Consider the following 18,475-nt stretch of genomic DNA (forward strand, 5'->3'; position numbering starts at 1 on the left):
TGCCCGCGCGCCGCCGACCGTTTTGTTAATGGATGTACCATAAATTGTGCGTTAACTCGAAGAGTTGTCATTCTCTTTCGGCTGCGGCTGTCGAAAATGCGCACCACTGTATACGCTTTAGTCATGCTCTTTATTTAGCGAAACTTTTCATATTGCCTCTATTTTCACTGCGGTTTTGCCGCGAATCCAGACAGCGAAAAGGAGACAGAAATGGCACATGTCACATCTGAAGGCCGGATTACTTCCGACGAGTATGGCGCGCTTAATCTGAAAAAACGTTATGACAACTTTATCGGCGGAGCCTGGGTTCCGCCCGACGGCGGGCAGTATTTTGTTAATCTGACGCCGATTACCGGCCAGCCTTTATGTGAAGTCGCCAGTTCCACCTCACGGGATGTCGATCATGCGCTGGATGCCGCCCATAAAGCGAAAGCCGATTGGGGGGGGATGTCGGTGCAGGAACGGTCGTTGATCCTTACCCGCGTCGCCGACCGAATGGAGCAGAATATTGAACTGCTGGCGAATGTGGAAACCTGGGATAACGGCAAGCCCATCCGCGAAACCAGCGGCGCCGATGTCCCGTTGGCGATAGACCATTTCCGCTATTTCGCCGCCTGTATGCGTTCGCAGGAGGGCGCCATTAGCGAGATTGACGGCGACACGGTGGCCTATCACTTCCATGAGCCGCTGGGCGTGGTCGGCCAGATTATTCCGTGGAACTTCCCGCTGTTGATGGCCTGTTGGAAGATGGCGCCGGCGCTGGCGGCAGGGAACTGTATCGTATTGAAGCCCGCCAAGCTGACGCCGATGTCGGTGCTGATCCTGATGGAACTGATCCAGGATCTGCTGCCGCCAGGGGTGATTAACGTCGTGAACGGTTCGGGCAGCGAGATTGGCGAATATCTGGCAACCTCAAAGCGCGTCGCCAAAGTGGCGTTCACCGGTTCAACAGAGGTCGGCCAGCAAATCATGGGCTATGCCGCGCAGAACGTCACGCCGGTGACGCTGGAGCTGGGAGGGAAATCGCCGAATATCTTCTTTGCGGACGTGATGGACAAGGAAGACAGCTTCTTTGACAAGGTGCTGGAAGGGTTTACGCTGTTCGCCTTTAATCAGGGCGAGGTCTGCACCTGCCCGAGCCGGGCGCTGATTCAGGAATCGATCTACGATCGTTTTATGGAGCGGGCGATTAAACGCGTGGAGTCCATTCGCATCGGCAACCCGCTGGACAGCAAAACCATGATGGGGGCGCAGGTGTCCGCCGGGCAGATGGAGACCATCCTCAACTACATCGACATCGGTAAGAAAGAGGGGGCGCGGGTGCTGACGGGCGGTCATCGCAAAGCGATGCCGGGCGATCTGGCTCAAGGCTATTATCTGGAACCGACCATCCTGTTTGGTAAAAACAGCATGCGCGTTTTCCAGGAAGAGATTTTCGGGCCGGTGCTGGCGGTGACGACCTTTAAAACCATGGAGGATGCGCTGGAAATCGCCAACGAAACGGAATATGGTCTGGGCGCCGGCGTATGGAGCCGTAACGGCAATGTCGCCTACCGGATGGGGCGCGGCATTCAGGCCGGGCGCGTGTGGACCAACTGCTATCATGCCTATCCGGCGCACGCGGCCTTTGGCGGTTACAAGCAGTCGGGCATTGGGCGCGAGAACCACAAAATGATGCTGGAACACTACCAGCAAACCAAATGCCTGTTAGTGAGCTACTCGGATAAACCGTTGGGCTTGTTCTAATGTAAGCATGGGGCCGCTAAACGTTAGCGACCTGAGGTTGCTGACAAAGTCGTTTGTAAGCCTGAGATACCCGGGCCTAGCGTACCGAGGGGCGCTCCGGCGGCTTACGCCGCTACGGCCCCTCGCCACGCTCTCCCTAATAACGGGCTTTGTCAACGGTCTGGGGCCGCTAAACGTTAGCGGCCTTTTCCCTTCTCGTGTTCATCGCGTTCTTAGGATTACCCCGATTGTTGATTGTATCAAGGGTAAACAGGCACTACTCTGTTGAATAGGCATTATATTTTAAGAGGTTGTGCATGACCGACAAGATCGGCTGGATTGATAATTTGCGGGCACTGGCCTGCATGATGGTCGTTCTGATTCACAGCACAACCTACTCCATTACCGCCGGCGGGACACCCGATGACGCCCATTGGAATGTGGCGAATATCCTTAATTCCGCGTCTCGCGTCTGTGTACCGCTGTTCTTCATGATTTCCGGCTATTTGTTTTTTGGCGAACGCAGCGCGCAGAAGAAGCATTTTCTGCGGATAGGTTTATGTATTCTGTTTTATAGCGCCATCGCGTTGATTTATATCGCCACGCTGACGCCGATAAATGGACTGAATGCGCTTCGCCATGCTTTGCAGAAACCGATTTTTTATCACTTATGGTTTTTCTACGCCATTGTGGTGATTTATCTGTTCTCTCCGCTGATAAATATCAAGCCTGTTTCCGGAAAGTATTTGCTGGTGTTCATTGCGCTGCTGGCGATTATTGCCAATCCCAATACCGGGCGCGTTGAATTCGCCGGATTCAGGTTACTGCCGGTCAACCTCTATATTTACGGCGATACCTTTTATTACCTGCTGTACGCCATGCTCGGCCGTGCGCTGGGGATGTTGGCTATCCCGCGGAAAATGGTGCTTGCCGCGATGCCGTTATTTATTTTCTGTGTGCTGATGGTGGCGCTGGGAACCAAATATCACACGCTGCGAAACGATAATTTTACCCAGACTTTTTATATTTACTGCGGGCCGCTGGTGTTTCTGGCCGCGGTCAGTCTGTTGATGATAGTTAAATATTACCTGAATCAACGGGTGCTGCCGGGGTTTGCCTTGATATCACGTCACTCGCTGGCGATTTACGGCATTCATGCGCTGATTATCCATTATCTGCGTACTCATGGCATGAATATTCCGTCCCGGCCGGTGCTGGATATTTTTTACGTATTCACCCTTGCGTTGCTGGGCAGCCTGCTGTTGTCGATGGTGTTGCAGAAAATCGATACCCGGCGTCTGATCAGTTAAGATGACGAGGTGCATGGTATAAGTCTTACCGGAATAGTGCGGCAAAACGCGGAGCAGACATGTTGAAGATATTGGGTAAGTTATTCGCTATCACCTTGTTAGTCGCCGGATTAAGCGCCTGCGATAATCCATCGGATAACAATAAGCCTGACCCGCAGCCCGCGCCGCCGCCGATGCAGGCGCCGGAAAGCAACGCCGCCGCGCCGGTGGAGCCGCCCGCCGCGCCTGAAGCATCGGCACACAAGGTGATGCTGCAACAAGGTAAAATCAGTTTTATGCTGCCGGATGCGTTTTCCGACCAAACGCCGCCCGATGATGTTAACAATGGCGAACTGGGTAAAACGCATCTGTTTATTAACAGCGACTCGCGTCAGCAAGTGGTGTTCTCCGTGGTGCCGCCGCCGGCAGGACAGGTATTGCGAACGAATCAGGCGGGGCTGGAGAGCCTGGGAAACGACATTTTCGCCAGTATGCAGGGTCAGTATCAGCATATAAAAAAGATCCGGCAACAGGCCGTCGCCATTGGCAAGACACCCTTGCAGCGTATGGACAACGAGCTACAGGTTGGCGGACAGCAGATCAACTCGACGCTGTTCTATACCGTGTGGCGGAAGAAAATACTGACGTTGCAAATTAACACGCCGGCCAGCCGTGGTGACGTCCATCAGGCGCTGATTGAACAAGTGCTGGCATCGCTGGACTTTAAATAGTCCACGGGCGTGGACAGATAAAGCGCGGCCGACAACACCGCGCTGGGAACCCTATCTGCTACGCCGGCACACGCCAGTAATCGTAATCGATGTGTTCAACCTGAAAATTGGCATCTTCTTTATCACCCGTCAGACGGCAGGCGATAGTGAAGGCAAAATCAAAGGTGACGCCCAGCCCTTTACCGCAGATCAGGTTACCATCTTCGACGACTTTCTGGTTGACGTATACGCCGTCGGTAACATCCCGCCATAGCTCGCCGGAGCAGACATAACGTCGGCCTTTCAGCAGGTTATTGCCGCCCAGTACGCGTGCGGCGGCGGAACACAGCGGGCAAATCAGCTTGTTGGCCTCATCGTGGCGACGAATGAATTCAACGACGAGCGGGTTCGCCGCCAGATTGACCGTTCCCTGCGGACCTCCGGGAATGATCACGGCATCAAACAGGACGTCCATGTTTCTTTCCAATAAAGCATCGGCAAACATACGAATATTGTGATAACTGCGCAGCTCCAGCCTGTCGTGACATGACAGCATGGTGACCTCTATTTTCATGCGGTGCAGTACATCGATCACCATAATCGCTTCGGCTTCTTCAAAACCAGGCGCCAGCAGAATGGCGATTTTCTTAGACATAACATCTCCAGCAACGTGCAGGGGGAAATAAAGAATAGCAAAGAAAGCGCATTTAAATGAAACGATGTTTTATTATTGTTATTGGCATCGCGTAACCCGTTTTTACTGCTTAGCTTGTCGCACAAATAGCGTTATACTCGCTCACTTGGGCGCGAATCAGGCGCGAATTTTTTTGCCTAAAACTCGACTCTTCTCTTCCTGTGCCGGCAAAAAGATGTTTAAATTATCACTCACTTATTTTGCATAAATATGCATTTTTGAGCGCGTTGGTTTTGACAATCAACCCAGTCTGACCAATTCCCTATCCGGGAAGGCATAACCTCTCATCAATGTATTGCGTAACATAATGGTGTAGCTGCTAAGCTTCTATCCATCGATCTTCGAGCAGGGATTTATTTATGACAACGATTCTCAAACATCTTCCGGTTGGTCAGCGCATTGGTATTGCGTTTTCTGGTGGGCTGGATACCAGCGCCGCGCTGCTTTGGATGCGTCAAAAAGGCGCGGTTCCTTATGCCTACACCGCGAATCTGGGTCAGCCGGATGAAGATGATTACGATGAAATCCCACGCCGCGCCATGGAATACGGCGCTGAAAATGCCCGCCTGATCGACTGCCGTAAGCAACTGGTTGCGGAAGGCATTGCGGCGATCCAGTGCGGCGCTTTTCATAATACTACCGCTGGCGTCACGTATTTTAATACTACTCCGCTGGGGCGGGCGGTAACCGGTACGATGCTGGTGGCGGCGATGAAAGAAGACGGCGTCAATATCTGGGGCGATGGCAGCACTTATAAAGGTAACGATATTGAACGTTTTTATCGCTACGGTTTGCTGACCAATGCCGAACTGAAAATCTATAAACCGTGGCTGGACACCGACTTTATTGATGAGCTGGGCGGCCGTCAGGAAATGTCCGAGTTTATGGCTCAGGCGGGTTTCGGCTACAAAATGTCGGCGGAAAAAGCCTATTCCACCGACTCCAATATTCTGGGTGCGACCCATGAAGCCAAAGATCTGGAATACCTGAACTCCAGCGTCAAAATCGTTAACCCGATCATGGGCGTTAAGTTCTGGGATGAGAACGTCAAAGTCACGGCGGAAGAAGTGACGATCCGTTTTGAACGGGGTCATCCGGTTGCGCTGAATGGCAAAACCTTTGCCGACGATGTGGAACTGATGCTGGAAGCCAACCGTATTGGCGGACGTCACGGTTTAGGCATGAGCGATCAGATTGAGAACCGCATCATTGAAGCGAAAAGCCGTGGCATCTATGAAGCGCCGGGCATGGCGTTGCTGCATATCGCTTATGAGCGTCTGCTTACCGGTATCCACAATGAAGATACCATCGAACAGTATCACGCCAATGGCCGCCAGCTAGGCCGCTTCCTCTATCAGGGGCGCTGGTTCGACTCGCAGGCGCTGATGCTGCGTGACTCTTCACAGCGCTGGATCGCCAGCGCCATCACCGGCGAAGTGACGCTGGAACTGCGCCGTGGCAACGATTATTCCATCATGAACACCGTGTCCGATAATCTGACCTACAAGCCAGAACGTCTGACGATGGAAAAAGGCGATTCGGTGTTCTCGCCGGATGACCGTATCGGCCAACTGACGATGCGCAATCTGGATATCACCGATACCCGCGAAAAGCTGTTCAACTATGTTGAAACCGGACTGTTGTCTTCATCTGCCAACGCCGGCCTGCCGCAGGTTGAGCAGTTGCAGGACAAAACCAAAAAGTAATTCACCGCAGTTTGGTATTTAATGCATAAAAATCCGGAGACGAAAAACGTTTCCGGATTTTTTTATGCGTCTGCGTCGGTGGTATTTCTATGCTTATTCTTTTTTTGTATTAATAAAAAAATAAAATTACCGATATCTTTTACAGAACAGTCTTTTTTCAATGCTGATATCAACCGTCTTTATCACATGAGGTAAGTTCGCGACAAGATTGGCGGAAGTGCGTTTATTTCTCTGTCGGTCATCGCCTTTAATAGCATCAATAATCGCTGTTTGGATGACAGCGTTTGATATCTGTTTCAACATATTGGTTTGGGTTATCACTATAACTTCTAGCCTGGACCGGTATTAAAACAATAAGAAGGAGCGGCGTTGTGACTATATCTGGTATCGACACACACAGTCAGAATATAAAACCTATTTATCCCCTTATCGCATCCGATCGCGTTGTGGATAACACCAACTCATCAACGGCGGGTACAGACGGTTATTCGCCGGGGAATAGCCCGCCGGGCGCCAGTACCCAGGTAACGCTGTCGACGGACGGAGAAAAACAGTCCGGAATGGCGCAGTCACGTGACAGCCTGCAAGATCTGGAGAAGCAACTGGTGTCCCGCGAAGCGCAACAGGCGAAAGAGGAGCGGGAAGAGCAAGCGCGGCAGCAGGCCGATTCTTCGCAACGTTCGCTGGAAATGATCAACGGTATTCCCCTTTACGGCGGTACGTTGGTATCCATGATTAATTACCCTGACGGCAGTTGGGAGGCATTTGATGCCTTTACCGGTAAGCCGGTGACGGCCGAGGATGCCGGGGTGATAGGGCGGGAAACCGCCGATGATAATAGGGACATGTTCAGCTTTTACAGTAAAGGAATATATAACGGTATGACCGCCGCTGAAATTTACGAAAAAATACAGCAGATGATGGGCGTCGAATCGGCCGATTTGGCCTGGAGCCGATATTTGAATGCTGAATAATGACTGCTGATGTTATTATGAATCAACCATGAATAACCGGTTGAAAAATATAGACTCGCTGTTTTTACCATAAGTATATTCAATATCTATTGACCGTGGCTTTACTGCGGCCATAAAGCGTTATGCTTATATTCCATAAGTTGAATATATTCCCCTCTCTGGGATGAGGGGCTAAAAAATTCCGATTATTCGTAGTATCTAAAACCTATCCAGCAAAAAATCGATAGCACTTTTTATCATTTCACGGTGCTCCTGAACGCTTGCCACTTCCGGACCCATTTGGGTCTGACGAATATGTTGCTCTGCACATCAAGCAGGTAAGGGTAAGCATCGCTATTACCATTATTACGGTAAACGGTGTACCACATAGATTAAAATACCCGGTGATCGTCCGATAACAAACCATGCTTATCCGTAATACGGTTAAGCTCCTGGAGTGCCTTATGGTTTTTTTTCCAGCGTTCGGATTCTGACGCTCGAATCTCGTGTTTCAGGGCTTCGGTGAGTACAGCAGACAAATTTATGCCCGCATTACGTGCTTGCTGAAATAGCGCGGGCTCTGGTGTCACACTTACCGTCTTCTTGCGGCGGATGCTCGCGCTACCCTTTGTTAAAACACGTGTAATTGACCCTTGCAAATGGTGTTGGTCATTTTATTACGAGCGGAGGCGGTTTTTTTCAATGCTCTTTGCACCAGCGTTATCGTGGTATAAGTGTTATGGCATTCTTGTAAATATTGGCATGATCACATTTATCCTACAAAAACGCCCTGAAAACAGGGCGTTGTGGCAGTCGGTGGAACAGGGTGGAAATTATTCGATATTTTGGATCTGCTCCCGCATCTGCTCAATCAGTACCTTGAGTTCGATGGCTGAGGCGGTGACATCGGCGTTAATGGATTTAGATGCCAGCGTGTTGGATTCGCGGTTGAATTCCTGCATCATAAAGTCCAGACGTCGGCCGACGGCTTCTTCTTTTTTCAGAATTTTATAGGTTTCCGCCACGTGGGCTTCCAGGCGATCGAGCTCTTCCGCCACGTCCACGCGCTGCGCCATGATAACCAGTTCCTGTTCCAGGCGGTTATTTTCCAACTGAACCTGTGCCTCTTCCAGTTTGCTGAGCAGCCGTTCACGCTGCCATTGCAGGATATTCGGCATATGCGCCCGCACTTTGGCGACTTCGCCGCTGACGCCCGCCAGGCGCTGTTCAATCAGTCCTTTCAGGGCGTGGCCTTCGCTTTCCCGCGCGCTGATGAAATCATCCAGCGTACGATCCAACGCTTGCAACAACTCGGCGCTGATGGCGTCCAGATCCTGCTCTTCGGCGGCCATGACGCCGGGCCAGCGCAGAATATCGACCGGGTTGATCTCCCCTTCGTCGCTCTGCATTTTTACCCAGTTGGCTGCGCTGACTAATTGTTTAGCCAGGTTTTCATTGAGGATCAGCGAGCTTTGCGCCCGTGGGTCCAGATCAAAACGCAGGTTGCATTCAATTTTACCGCGGGTCAAACGAGTGCGGATGCGATCGCGGATAACAGGCTCCAGACTGCGGAACTGTTCTGGTAAACGGATGTAGGTTTCCAGATAACGTTGGTTGACAGAACGCAGTTCCCAGGCTGCGCTTCCCCAGTCACCCTTGACTTCTCGCCGGGCGTAAGCGGTCATGCTGCGAATCATTGGTGCATACCTGTAGAGCAAATGATGAAAGGATTATAACGTTGTGTCTCTGGGCTGGGTAGAACAAAATCGGCAAGCTGGCAGTCAGGTCTCCTGGAACGGCTGTTGACAGGGAGTGCGTCATACTGTTTTTGTGATGCCGCTTGCCTGTTTATACGGTTTTATGCGGCATGAAGCAGCGCTTCATTCTGTCGGGCGATTTCCTGGCATTTATTTTTCATCATCTGTTTTAGCTGTAATGTCGCCCGTGACTGAGGGTTATCCCGGCGGCTAATCAGCGTCACTTCAAACGGTAACGGCTGGTCGATGGAGACGATTTTAAGCTGGTTGGCGTAGCGACAGGCGGTAAAGAGATCGACCACGCCGACCCCCCCTCCGGCCAGTACCATATCGGCAATCACCGAGTAGGTTTTGATATACAGCGCCGCCGCCGGCTTCAGGGATTTATCGCGTAATGCCCGATGTAATACCTGTCCGAGCGGATCCTGAAGCTGCATCATCAGCAGATTGTTCGAGCACAGCCATTCCAGCGAAACGGGGCCGTTCACCGGGCTGTCTTTGGGCAGCAATGCCACCATGGAAGACTGAAACAGCGGTTCCGCCAGCAAGGCCGCCGGCACCTGCTGACCAAACACCAGCGCGAAATCAAGCTGATCTTGCAGGATATTCAGGCAAAGCGTACTAAAATGTTCCGTCACCAGCTCCACGTTGACCAGCATCTCCTGCTTATGAAATTCCACCAGCGCGGGGGCCACAATCATCTGTCCAAACGCATGCGCCGCGCCAAGGCGAACGGACTGTTCTTTGCCGGTTTTGATCTGTTCTGTCAACGAGCTGATGGTTTGCAGGTTTCTGAATAGCGCCTGTACGTCGGGGATCAGGCGGCGGCCTTCCTTGGTGACGATCATGCCTTGCGTACGTCGTTCAAACAGGGCGAAGCCAAGCTGTTGTTCCGCGTGATTAAGCACCCGGCTGACATTAGGCTGGGAAACGTTCAGCAGGCGGGCGGCGCCGCTAATGGTGCCCGCCTGAATAATCGCCTGGAAAATTTCGATGTGTCGTAAACGCATGGGAGCATGCTCCGTGTCTCTTTGGTGGTCGCTGTACCGTTAAGAAATCCTTGCAATATTCATGCCATTCATGAAGGCTCGCCTGTTATCGCTTTTGGCTGTTTAAATCGGGCGTCCCGGGTGGTTTATCGTGGTTATCCCAAGGCCATGGATGCAGAGGACATCGATAGCGGTCAAAGATCGGAAAAGTTCAGGGTTGGAAGAGAGGTTGGCAGGCACAGTCAAAAGCATCGGCGCAGGATGCAAAGGAATGGGCGTTAATTGCGCATTTATGGCGTGTTTGCACCAAAATGGACAAAAAACCCCCGCTTTGTATTTTCAACCTGCCGACGCCGGTTACTCAATCGATGCCGCGCTCGCGGTATCGCATCCGTCACCGATAAATATTCGCGACCGGATCTTCACCGACATAGCCGTAACCGCGGTACATGCCTTCACTGTTGAACGGTAGCGCAATGTTGCCATGGCGATCGACGGCAATCAGGCCGCCGCTGCCGTTCAGCCGCACCAGTTTTTCCATTACGACGCGTTCAGCGGCCTGCGGCAGGGAAAGTCCGGCATATTCCATCAGCGCGGAAACGTCATAGGCGGCTACGGTACGCATAAAGATTTCGCCGGTGCCGGTGCAGGAGACCGCGACGGTCTGGTTATTGGCATAACATCCCGCGCCGATGATGGGGCTGTCTCCTACCCGGCCGGCCTGTTTATTGGTCATGCCGCCGGTGGAGGTCGCCGCGGCAAGATTTCCGGCGCTATCCAGCGCCACGGCGCCGACGGTGCCGTATTTGCGGTCGGGATCGATAGGGTCGGCGCCTGTAAGCTGGGTCTGACCATCGTGATCCAGCACCACTTTGCCTGAGCCTGACTGTGCGTTATACAACTGTTGCCTGCGTTCTTCGGTGGAGAAAAAGGCGGGTTCCACCATCGCCAGGCGGTGCCGGCGGGCGAAATCTTCCGCGCCGTCGGCAGTGAACATCACATGCTGGCTGTGCTCCAGTACGGCGCGGGCGGCCAACACCGGGTTGCGGATATGGCTGACGCAACTGACAGCCCCGGCATCCAACGTGCGGCCGTCCATGATGCTGGCATCCAGTTCGTGAGTTTCATTATGGGTAAACACCGAGCCATGTCCGGCATTAAACAGCGGACACTCTTCCAGTAGCCGAACGGCCTCCGTCACCGCATCCAGCGCGCTGCCGTCCTGTGCCAGAATTTGCTGTCCGCTGGCGACAATATCGGCCAGCGCGGCCAGATAACGCTGTTCTTTTTCCGCGCTCATGGCCGATCGTGTCAGTGCGCCGGCGCCGCCGTGGATGACAATCACGGGTTTTATCATGTTACAGATTCTCTTTTTAGTCGTTCAATAACGCCGCAAGGAGCGGTTCCAGCCTCAATTCTGCGTTGTCGCCAGATAGGAAAAAGCACTCAACAGGCTAACCAATTCCGTCATGGTTTGCGCAGTATAACCGACGGTAATGGCATCCTGACGTTTTACGCCGGGGAGCAAACAGAACAGATCGGCCAGTACCGGCTTCGCCACCATCAGCTCAAGATGATAGGGTGACTGAATACGCGACGTAACGGTTTTGTGGGCTTTGCTGACGGCATTCATCGCCGCCTGTCGAATGACCTGACGGGCCGCTTCCGGACTTAATGATTCCGCGGCATGTTGGGAAATCGCCCGTTTGACGCAGGCATAACCGGCGGCCGGATAATAGCGGGCGATCCATTGTTGCAGCGTATCGTCGCCGCTGACCAGCCAGAGCGGGGTGTTTTGCTCGGCGCCGGCAGCCGCGTAGATATCGCTTTCGCCCATGACTTCACCATTAATATGAACCCGGTAAAAAGCCCGGCCGTTGATGGTATGCGCCAGCACGCCGAACTCCCCGGCGGCGCTGTGATAACCAATAAACATCATGCCGTCATAGCGTTGTTGTTCCAGCCCTTCAACCATTGATAAGCCACGCGGTTTGCCTTGCACCAGCCGGGCGCGGGCATCCATATTCTCCGCCCGCAGATTTACCATGGCGGCATGACTGTCAGCCACGACGACCTCGGTGGCGCCGCCGGCGAACGCCCCTTCAATGGCGGCATTGACTTCCTGCTCCATCAGACCGCGAGCGAGCTGATACTCCGCCGTGCCGGGGCTGCACTGTTCCGGGCGCATCACGCCTGCGATCCCCTCAATGTCTGCCGAAATGAAAATTTTCATGACCCATTCCTTAATCAAGTAAGTCCTGTACCAGACGATCCAGTACCTGACGTAATGCCGGACGATGATGCCCGCGAAAACCCGTCACCGACTCTGCGTTGAGCAGGGCGTCCAGCACCGCGTGTTCGGTGGCGTCCGCGGCGGCGCTCAACATGGGTTCGAGTTTGTCGTCGGCGGGCGGTTGCGGAGCCGGGCAGGTGGAAAACGCGACGGCAATATCGCCGGACCCATGGCCCCAGTAGCTGCCCAGACGGCCTAATCCCGCTCCCGCGCGTTTGGCGATGCGTCCGAGCTGGCGCGCATCCAGCGGCGCGTCCGTCGCCATAATAATGATGATTGAGCCGGCGTCCTGCTGCGGCGCCAGTTCAGGCAATAAAGGGGCAATGGCTTCGCCCATCCGCACGCCGTCAAGCGTCAGCGCGGAGAGCGTGCCGAAATTCGCCAGCACCAGCACGCCCAGCGTGGCGTTCAATTCCGGGATGAGGCGTGAAGCGGTGCCGATACCGCCTTTCAGCCCAAAGCAACTCATGCCGCGCCCCGCGCCGACGCTGCCGCGCGTAAAGGTTTCTTCGGCGCATTCCATCGCCCGACGCGCCATCTGTTCGGTAACGGCCAGCGTCTGAATATCATTCAGCCAGCCGTCATTGCACTCCAGCACCAGCGGGTTGACGGTGGGAAGGGTGCGGCCCAGTTCAGGATTACGTGCAATGGCGTTGCGTACCAGCGCGGTAAACAGCGTCCCCACGGCCAGCGTGTTGCTGAGCAGAATGGGCGTCTGCAACAGACCGAGCTCCTCAATCTGTATCAGCCCCACGGGTTTGGCGAAACCGTTTAATACCGCTGCGCCACAGGGCAGAGGGTGGGTGAACAGATTCTCGTCAGAGGGCAGGATCGCCGTTACGCCAGTTTGGGTCGCTCCCTCAGCCAGCGTACAGTGCCCGACGCGAACGCCGGCTACGTCGCTGATGTTGTTGCGCGGCCCGCTGGCTGAGCGGGGCGTGCCCAACTGCCGGTGTTGCCGCCAGCGGCGTAACAACAAAATCATCTGTTGCTGTTGATAGGAAGCCATGTCCGCTCCTTAGCTTTTCAGTTTCGGATCGAGCGTATCACGCAGCGCATCGCCCAGCAGGTTGAAAGCCAGTACGGTAAAAAATATCGCCAGTCCGGGGAATACGCTGACATGCCAGAAGCCGGCCATCATCAGGCTACGGCTCATCGCCAGAATATTGCCCCATTCAGGTACGTCCGGCTCCGGGCCCAAACCAATAAAGCTGAGACTGGCGGCGGTCAGGATGCTGGTGCCGATACGCATGGTGAAATAAACGATCACGCTGGGCAGGGTGCCCGGCAGAATGTGGCGTAGCAGCACAATGCGGTCCGGCGCGCCCGCGCAGCGCACGGCTTCGACGTAGGCGGCTTGCTTCAGCGACAGCGTGGAGGCGCGCACAATACGGGCGAATACCGGTACGCTGAAGACGGCGACGGCAATAATCACGTTGTTCAGCCCCGGCCCGAGGATCGCCACCACGGCAATCGCCAGCAGCATCCCGGGGAAGGCGAACAGCACATCGGAGCCGCGCATAATCAGCATATCGATCCAGCGGCCGTAATATCCCGCCAGCAGGCCTAACACAATGCCTGCCAGCATTCCCAACGTAACGGAAAAAATACCGATATACAGCGAGATGCGGGAACCGTAAATAATGCGGCTCAAGATGTCGCGCCCGAGGTCGTCGGTTCCCATCCAGTGGGCCGCTGACGGCGGTGAGGAGATCGCCATCCAGTCGGGTTCCATCGGATCCCACGGCGCCAGCCAGGGGGCAAAGACCGCCACCAGTAGCAGCAGCAAAATGAATCCGCTGGAAATCAGCGCCATCGGATTATGGATAAACACCTGGGCGAAATCACGCCAGGGGGAACGGATGGTGTTTTCGCCGAGCGTAACAGCGGCCACGGCGGGCTCGGAAGGCAGGCTCATCATATCTCCTAACGTAAGCGAATCGCCGGATTGACCACCGCGTACAGCAGGTCCACCAACAGGTTAATAACAATAAATTCAAACACAAACAGCATAACCAGCGCCTGAATGACCGGCTGGTCCTGCGTTTTGATCGATTCGATCAAAAGCCAGCCCAGGCCCGGCCAACTGAATACGCTTTCCACCACGATTGAGCCGCCGAGTAGAAAGCCGAACTGCAATCCCAGCATGGTGATCACCGGGATAAGCGCGTTGCGCATTACGTGTTTCCACGTTACCAACCGGTTACGCAGCCCTTTGGAACGGGCGGTGCGCACATAGTCTTCCTGCGCCACTTCCAAGAAGGCGGAGCGGGTAAAACGCGCCATCACCGCGGCCACCGATGCGCCCAGGGTGAGCGCGGGCAGAATAATATCGCTGGGCTGATTAAAGCCGCTGACGGAAAAGACGCCGAACGGCATCGCCACGAACTGGATCAGCAGTAATCCCAGCCAGAACGGCGGCATGGAAATGCCCCCGACGGCAAAGCTCATCAGCGTCCAGTCCTGCCATTTCCCCCGTTTTAGCGCGGAAATCACTCCAATCAGCAGCCCCAGCGCCACCGACCAGGCGAACCCCGCCAGCGCCAGCCACATGGTGGGCATAAAACTTTTACCGATTACCTCGGTAACGGGTTGCTGGGTGCGATAAGTGACGCCCAGCTCCCCTTTGAACAAACCGCCGAGCCAGTTGACGTACTGTTGCGGCAGCGGATCGTTCAGCCCCAGTTGCTGGCGCGCCGCTTCAACGGCTTCAATGGTGGCATCCGGCCCGGCGTAAATGCGTGCCGGATCGCCCGGCAGCAGTTTGATAAAACCGAACACTAACAGGGAGACCACCAGCAGAACCGGGATCATTTCCAGCAAACGTCGGACGATATAGGCAAACATGGCGTGCTCCCCGGGTCTGTTACTTAAATTCCGCCTGATCAAAGATCAGCGAGCCGTCGGCCAGCATATAAACGCCGGAAAGATTTTTCGCTTTACCCACCAGGTTGTCCGGCGCGCCGAGGAAAGCGACGGCCGAATCCTGCCAAATCAGTTTCTGCGCGTCGGCATAGGCTGCGGCGCGTTTGGCCGGGTCGGCGGTTTGCAGGCCGGCCATAATGGCCTTGTCCACCGCCGGGTTGCTGTAGTAAGAAACGTTATAGGCGGTCGGCACCCAGGATTCGGTGGCGAACAGCGGACGCAGCGCCCAATCGGCATCCCCGGTGGAGGTCGACCAGCCGCCGTAGTAAAGGTCAAACTCCGCCTGTTTCGGGTCCTTCACGCCCCACAGCTTGGCGTTACGTGCGCCGGAGTCCATTGGCGTGACGGTGGCGCGGATGCCAACCTGAGACAACTGCTGTTTGAGGAATTGCGCGCTACGAACGGCTACCGTCGCGTTGGTGGTCCACAGCTTCAGATCCAGCCCGTTGGCGTAACCGGCTTCTTTCAGCAGCGCCTTGGCTTTTTCCGGATTGTAACTGTAGTCCGGGGTGGCTTGTTTCTGGTAGAACTGAACGTTAGGCGGCATGGCTGAGGTGGCCGGTGTTCCCATGCCGGCAAAACCGACTTTCAACCACATATCGCGGTTGATGGCATAGTTGATCGCCTGACGCACGCGCACATCCTGCAACGGTTTGTGCTGCGCGTTGAGCGCGATGTAGTAGAAATAAATACTTTCATCACGCTGTACCGCCAGCTTGCTGTCGCTTTGCACCGCGTTCAGCAGGTCGGAGGGCAGGGGGTAGATGGCATCGACCTGGCCGGATTTCAACGATGCCACACGGGTGGAGTCTTCCGGCGCCGGGAAGAAGGTTACGCTATCGACTTTCGGCCAGCCTTTCTGCCAGTAATTGTCATATTTCACCAGCTTCACGTCTTTACCCTGCTGCCACGTATCGAATTTGAACGGGCCGGTTCCCACCGGGTTGACGCGCAGCTGTGCTTCATCAGGATATTTTTTCAACGCCTCCGGGCTGTGCATCACCGCAGACGGGTGGGCCAGGGTGTTGACGAAGGCGCCGAACGATTGATTAAGATCGATTTTCACCTGGGTGGGCGAGATCACCGTAACCGTTTTTATCATTTTAAACAGGCTATTACGTTTCAGACCTTTGGTCTGATCGGCGAGTCTGTCGAGGTTGGCTTTAACGGCATCGGCGTTGAACGGCGTACCATCCTGAAAGGTGATCCCCTCACGTAGCGTGATGACGAATTCGGTGGCGTCTTCATTACTGGTGTAGTCAGCGGCCAGTCTGGGCTCCAGTTTCATTTTGTTATCGAACTGGAACAGGCGCTCAAAAATACCGCTCTGAATGGAGTAGCTCAGCGTATCGGAGGTGTCGTGCGGGTCTAATCCGGTGATATCGGCGTAGATGGAAATGCGAAGATCCTGTGCCTGGGCAATAGCTGCCAGACACAATGAAAGCCCGAGGGCAACAGCGGATCGGCGAACGAATGGCTTCATGGTGTTTCTCCTGGTTAGCGATATAAAAATACGATCAAAGAACATCATTACCCGGGGACGAGTCGGCGATCTCACCGTCCGCCACCCAATGATGGGGCGCGACCTGTCGATAGCGCGTTTTTGTCACGCTCTCACCTGCCTTACGCAGCGGAGAGGGTATTTCACTGTCATCAAGCTGGCGAACGCCGCGCTGAGTGGGATCGGCAATCGGGACTGATGCCAGCAGGCGGCGGGTGTAGGGATGCTGCGGCGAATTGAACACCGACTGGCGCGGCCCGATTTCCACAATCTGACCGAGATACATTACCGCTACCCGGTTGGCGATACGCTCGACGACGGCCATATCGTGAGAAATGAAAATCCACGACACGCCGGTATTCTTTTGCAAATCCATCATCAGGTTCACAACCTGTGCCTGAATGGAGACATCCAGTGCGGAAACCGCCTCATCGGCAATAATGATCTGCGGTTGCAGCGCCATGGCGCGGGCGATGGCGATGCGCTGACGCTGACCGCCGGAGAATTCGTGAGGATAACGGCGGGCGTGTTCCGGCAATAGGCCGACGCTTTTCAATAACGCCTGTACCTGCGGCGTGGCCTCTTGCAGGGATTTCACCAGTCCGTGCAGCAGCAGGGGTTCGGCGATGGTAAAGCCCACCGTGAGACGCGGGTTCAGGGACGCATACGGATCCTGAAACACCATCTGGATTTCACGGCGCAGCGGCTGAAAATCGCCGTCTTTCATTTGGGAAATCTCTTTCCCCTGAAAATGGATGCTTTCCGCCTCGCTCTGTACCAGACGCAGCAAGGCCCGACCGGTGGTGGATTTGCCGCAGCCGCTTTCTCCCACGATAGCCAGGGTTTCACCCGGCCAGACGTTGAAATCAATCTGTTCCACGGCGTGTACATTGTGGGTGACGGACGACAAGATCCCGCTGCGCACCGGGTAATAGACGCGCAGGCCGCAGATATCCAGCAACGGCGCCTCATCGTAGCGGGCAGTGACCTGATCGCCTTCATCGTTGCCGGATTGCTGACCGAGCAGCGGAAAGCGTTTCGGCCAGATGTTTTCGCGCATATCGCCCAGTTTGGGCACGGCGGCCAGCAACGACTGGGTATAAGGGTGTTGAGGATGCGCGAAAATCTGGGTCACGCTGCCTTGTTCCACCACTTCGCCCTGATACATCACCACCACGCGATCGGCGATTTCGGCCACCACGCCCATATCGTGAGTAATGAACAGTACGGCCATATCGCTCTGCTGTTGCAGGTCGCGCAGGATTTGCAGAATACGCGCCTGCACGGTGACATCCAGCGCGGTAGTCGGCTCATCGGCAATCAGCAATTGCGGGTCGCAGGCCAGCGCCTGGGCGATCATCACCCGTTGGCGCATGCCGCCGGACAGTGAATGCGGATAACTTTTCATTACCCGGTCGACGTCGGCGATGCGCACCTTGTGTAACAATTCGCGGGCTTTTTTCTCGGCGCTGGCCGCATCGCAAATCTGATGATCTCGCAGGGCTTCCGTCAGTTGATCGCCGACTTTCAGCACCGGGTTCAGTGATGTCATCGGTTCCTGAAAGATCATCGCCATTTCACGGCCGCGTAGCTGACGGCGTTGTTCGGCTTTCATGTCCAGCAGCGTATGCTGTCGCCCGTCACGGCCGGTAAAACGGACACTGCCGCGTTCAATGCGGGCGGCGTCAGCCAGTAAACCCATTACCGCCAGCGAAGTAACGGATTTACCTGAACCGCTCTCGCCCACTACGGCAACCACCTCTCCCTTGTTCAGGGTGAAAGAGATGCCTTTCAGCGCCAGATGCTTGCCGGAGCGTCCGCTAAAGCTGACGCTCAAATCGTTGATTTCCAGCACGGGCCTGGGTGTTTTACCCGGTGCTGCGGCGGTTACCGCACCCGTTTGCGTGATAGCCGTCATTGTCACTCCGGTTGC

General features: G+C 54.9%; 16 protein-coding genes. 5 read left to right on the forward strand and 11 right to left on the reverse strand.

Annotation, left to right across the window (positions count from 1 at the left end; translation table 11 throughout):
- Positions 1–210 precede the first annotated feature (210 nt).
- From HOY33_RS15485 to HOY33_RS15495, 3 genes are all read left to right on the forward strand, one after another.
- Complete coding sequence (locus HOY33_RS15485) at positions 211–1,746, forward strand: aldehyde dehydrogenase family protein (protein WP_172291038.1); 1,536 nt, start codon at positions 211–213, stop codon at positions 1,744–1,746.
- Positions 1,747–2,042: 296 nt separating this feature from the next.
- Positions 2,043–3,035, forward strand: a complete 993-nt coding sequence (locus HOY33_RS15490) for an acyltransferase (RefSeq protein WP_172291039.1) — start codon at positions 2,043–2,045, stop codon at positions 3,033–3,035.
- Between the two features lie 59 nt (positions 3,036–3,094).
- Entirely contained in the window at positions 3,095–3,745 is a 651-nt protein-coding gene (locus tag HOY33_RS15495; RefSeq protein ID WP_172291040.1) for a DcrB-related protein, read from the forward strand.
- 58 nt (positions 3,746–3,803) lie between these two features.
- Here HOY33_RS15495 and HOY33_RS15500 read toward each other — a convergent pair whose 3' ends face one another.
- Positions 3,804–4,379, reverse strand: a complete 576-nt coding sequence (locus HOY33_RS15500) for a DJ-1/PfpI family protein (RefSeq protein WP_172291041.1) — start codon at positions 4,377–4,379, stop codon at positions 3,804–3,806.
- A gap of 398 nt (positions 4,380–4,777) precedes the next feature.
- Between HOY33_RS15500 and argG the strand changes: the two genes are divergently transcribed.
- Together argG and HOY33_RS15510 are read left to right on the forward strand one after the other, a co-directional pair.
- Positions 4,778–6,124 carry an argininosuccinate synthase gene (argG, locus tag HOY33_RS15505; protein WP_172291042.1) on the forward strand — a complete coding sequence of 449 codons (1,347 nt, stop codon included), beginning with the start codon at positions 4,778–4,780 and terminating at the stop codon, positions 6,122–6,124.
- A 371-nt stretch (positions 6,125–6,495) separates the two neighbouring features.
- Positions 6,496–7,098: a hypothetical protein gene (locus tag HOY33_RS15510; RefSeq protein WP_172291043.1), complete on the forward strand. Its 603-nt coding sequence runs from the start codon at positions 6,496–6,498 to the stop codon at positions 7,096–7,098.
- 371 nt (positions 7,099–7,469) lie between these two features.
- Here HOY33_RS15510 and HOY33_RS15515 read toward each other — a convergent pair whose 3' ends face one another.
- The 10 genes from HOY33_RS15515 to HOY33_RS15560 all read right to left on the reverse strand — a co-directional run bounded on the left by HOY33_RS15515 (position 7,470) and on the right by HOY33_RS15560 (position 18,460).
- Positions 7,470–7,724, reverse strand: coding sequence for a type II toxin-antitoxin system CcdA family antitoxin (locus HOY33_RS15515; RefSeq protein WP_172291112.1), 255 nt, complete (start codon positions 7,722–7,724; stop codon positions 7,470–7,472).
- Positions 7,725–7,910: 186 nt separating this feature from the next.
- Positions 7,911–8,774: a YicC/YloC family endoribonuclease gene (locus tag HOY33_RS15520; protein ID WP_172291044.1), complete on the reverse strand. Its 864-nt coding sequence runs from the start codon at positions 8,772–8,774 to the stop codon at positions 7,911–7,913.
- A 161-nt stretch (positions 8,775–8,935) separates the two neighbouring features.
- A complete protein-coding gene (locus HOY33_RS15525; protein WP_172291045.1) occupies positions 8,936–9,844 on the reverse strand; it encodes a LysR family transcriptional regulator in 909 nt (302 codons plus the stop codon).
- A gap of 373 nt (positions 9,845–10,217) precedes the next feature.
- Positions 10,218–11,180, reverse strand: coding sequence for an isoaspartyl peptidase/L-asparaginase family protein (locus tag HOY33_RS15530; RefSeq protein ID WP_172291046.1), 963 nt, complete (start codon positions 11,178–11,180; stop codon positions 10,218–10,220).
- Between the two features lie 54 nt (positions 11,181–11,234).
- Entirely contained in the window at positions 11,235–12,056 is an 822-nt protein-coding gene (locus HOY33_RS15535; protein ID WP_172291047.1) for a M55 family metallopeptidase, read from the reverse strand.
- Positions 12,057–12,066: 10 nt separating this feature from the next.
- On the reverse strand, positions 12,067–13,125 hold the full coding sequence (locus HOY33_RS15540) for a P1 family peptidase (RefSeq protein WP_172291048.1): 1,059 nt from the start codon (positions 13,123–13,125) through the stop codon (positions 12,067–12,069).
- 9 nt (positions 13,126–13,134) lie between these two features.
- Positions 13,135–14,034, reverse strand: coding sequence for an ABC transporter permease subunit (locus HOY33_RS15545; RefSeq protein ID WP_172291049.1), 900 nt, complete (start codon positions 14,032–14,034; stop codon positions 13,135–13,137).
- A gap of 8 nt (positions 14,035–14,042) precedes the next feature.
- Positions 14,043–14,963, reverse strand: coding sequence for an ABC transporter permease (locus tag HOY33_RS15550; RefSeq protein WP_172291050.1), 921 nt, complete (start codon positions 14,961–14,963; stop codon positions 14,043–14,045).
- Between the two features lie 19 nt (positions 14,964–14,982).
- A complete protein-coding gene (locus tag HOY33_RS15555; RefSeq protein ID WP_172291051.1) occupies positions 14,983–16,524 on the reverse strand; it encodes a glutathione ABC transporter substrate-binding protein in 1,542 nt (513 codons plus the stop codon).
- Positions 16,525–16,558: 34 nt separating this feature from the next.
- Complete coding sequence (locus HOY33_RS15560; RefSeq protein ID WP_172291052.1) at positions 16,559–18,460, reverse strand: ABC transporter ATP-binding protein; 1,902 nt, start codon at positions 18,458–18,460, stop codon at positions 16,559–16,561.
- Positions 18,461–18,475 lie beyond the last annotated feature (15 nt).

This window comes from Brenneria sp. hezel4-2-4 (assembly GCF_013155275.1).
Taxonomy (GTDB): Bacteria; Pseudomonadota; Gammaproteobacteria; order Enterobacterales; family Enterobacteriaceae; genus Brenneria.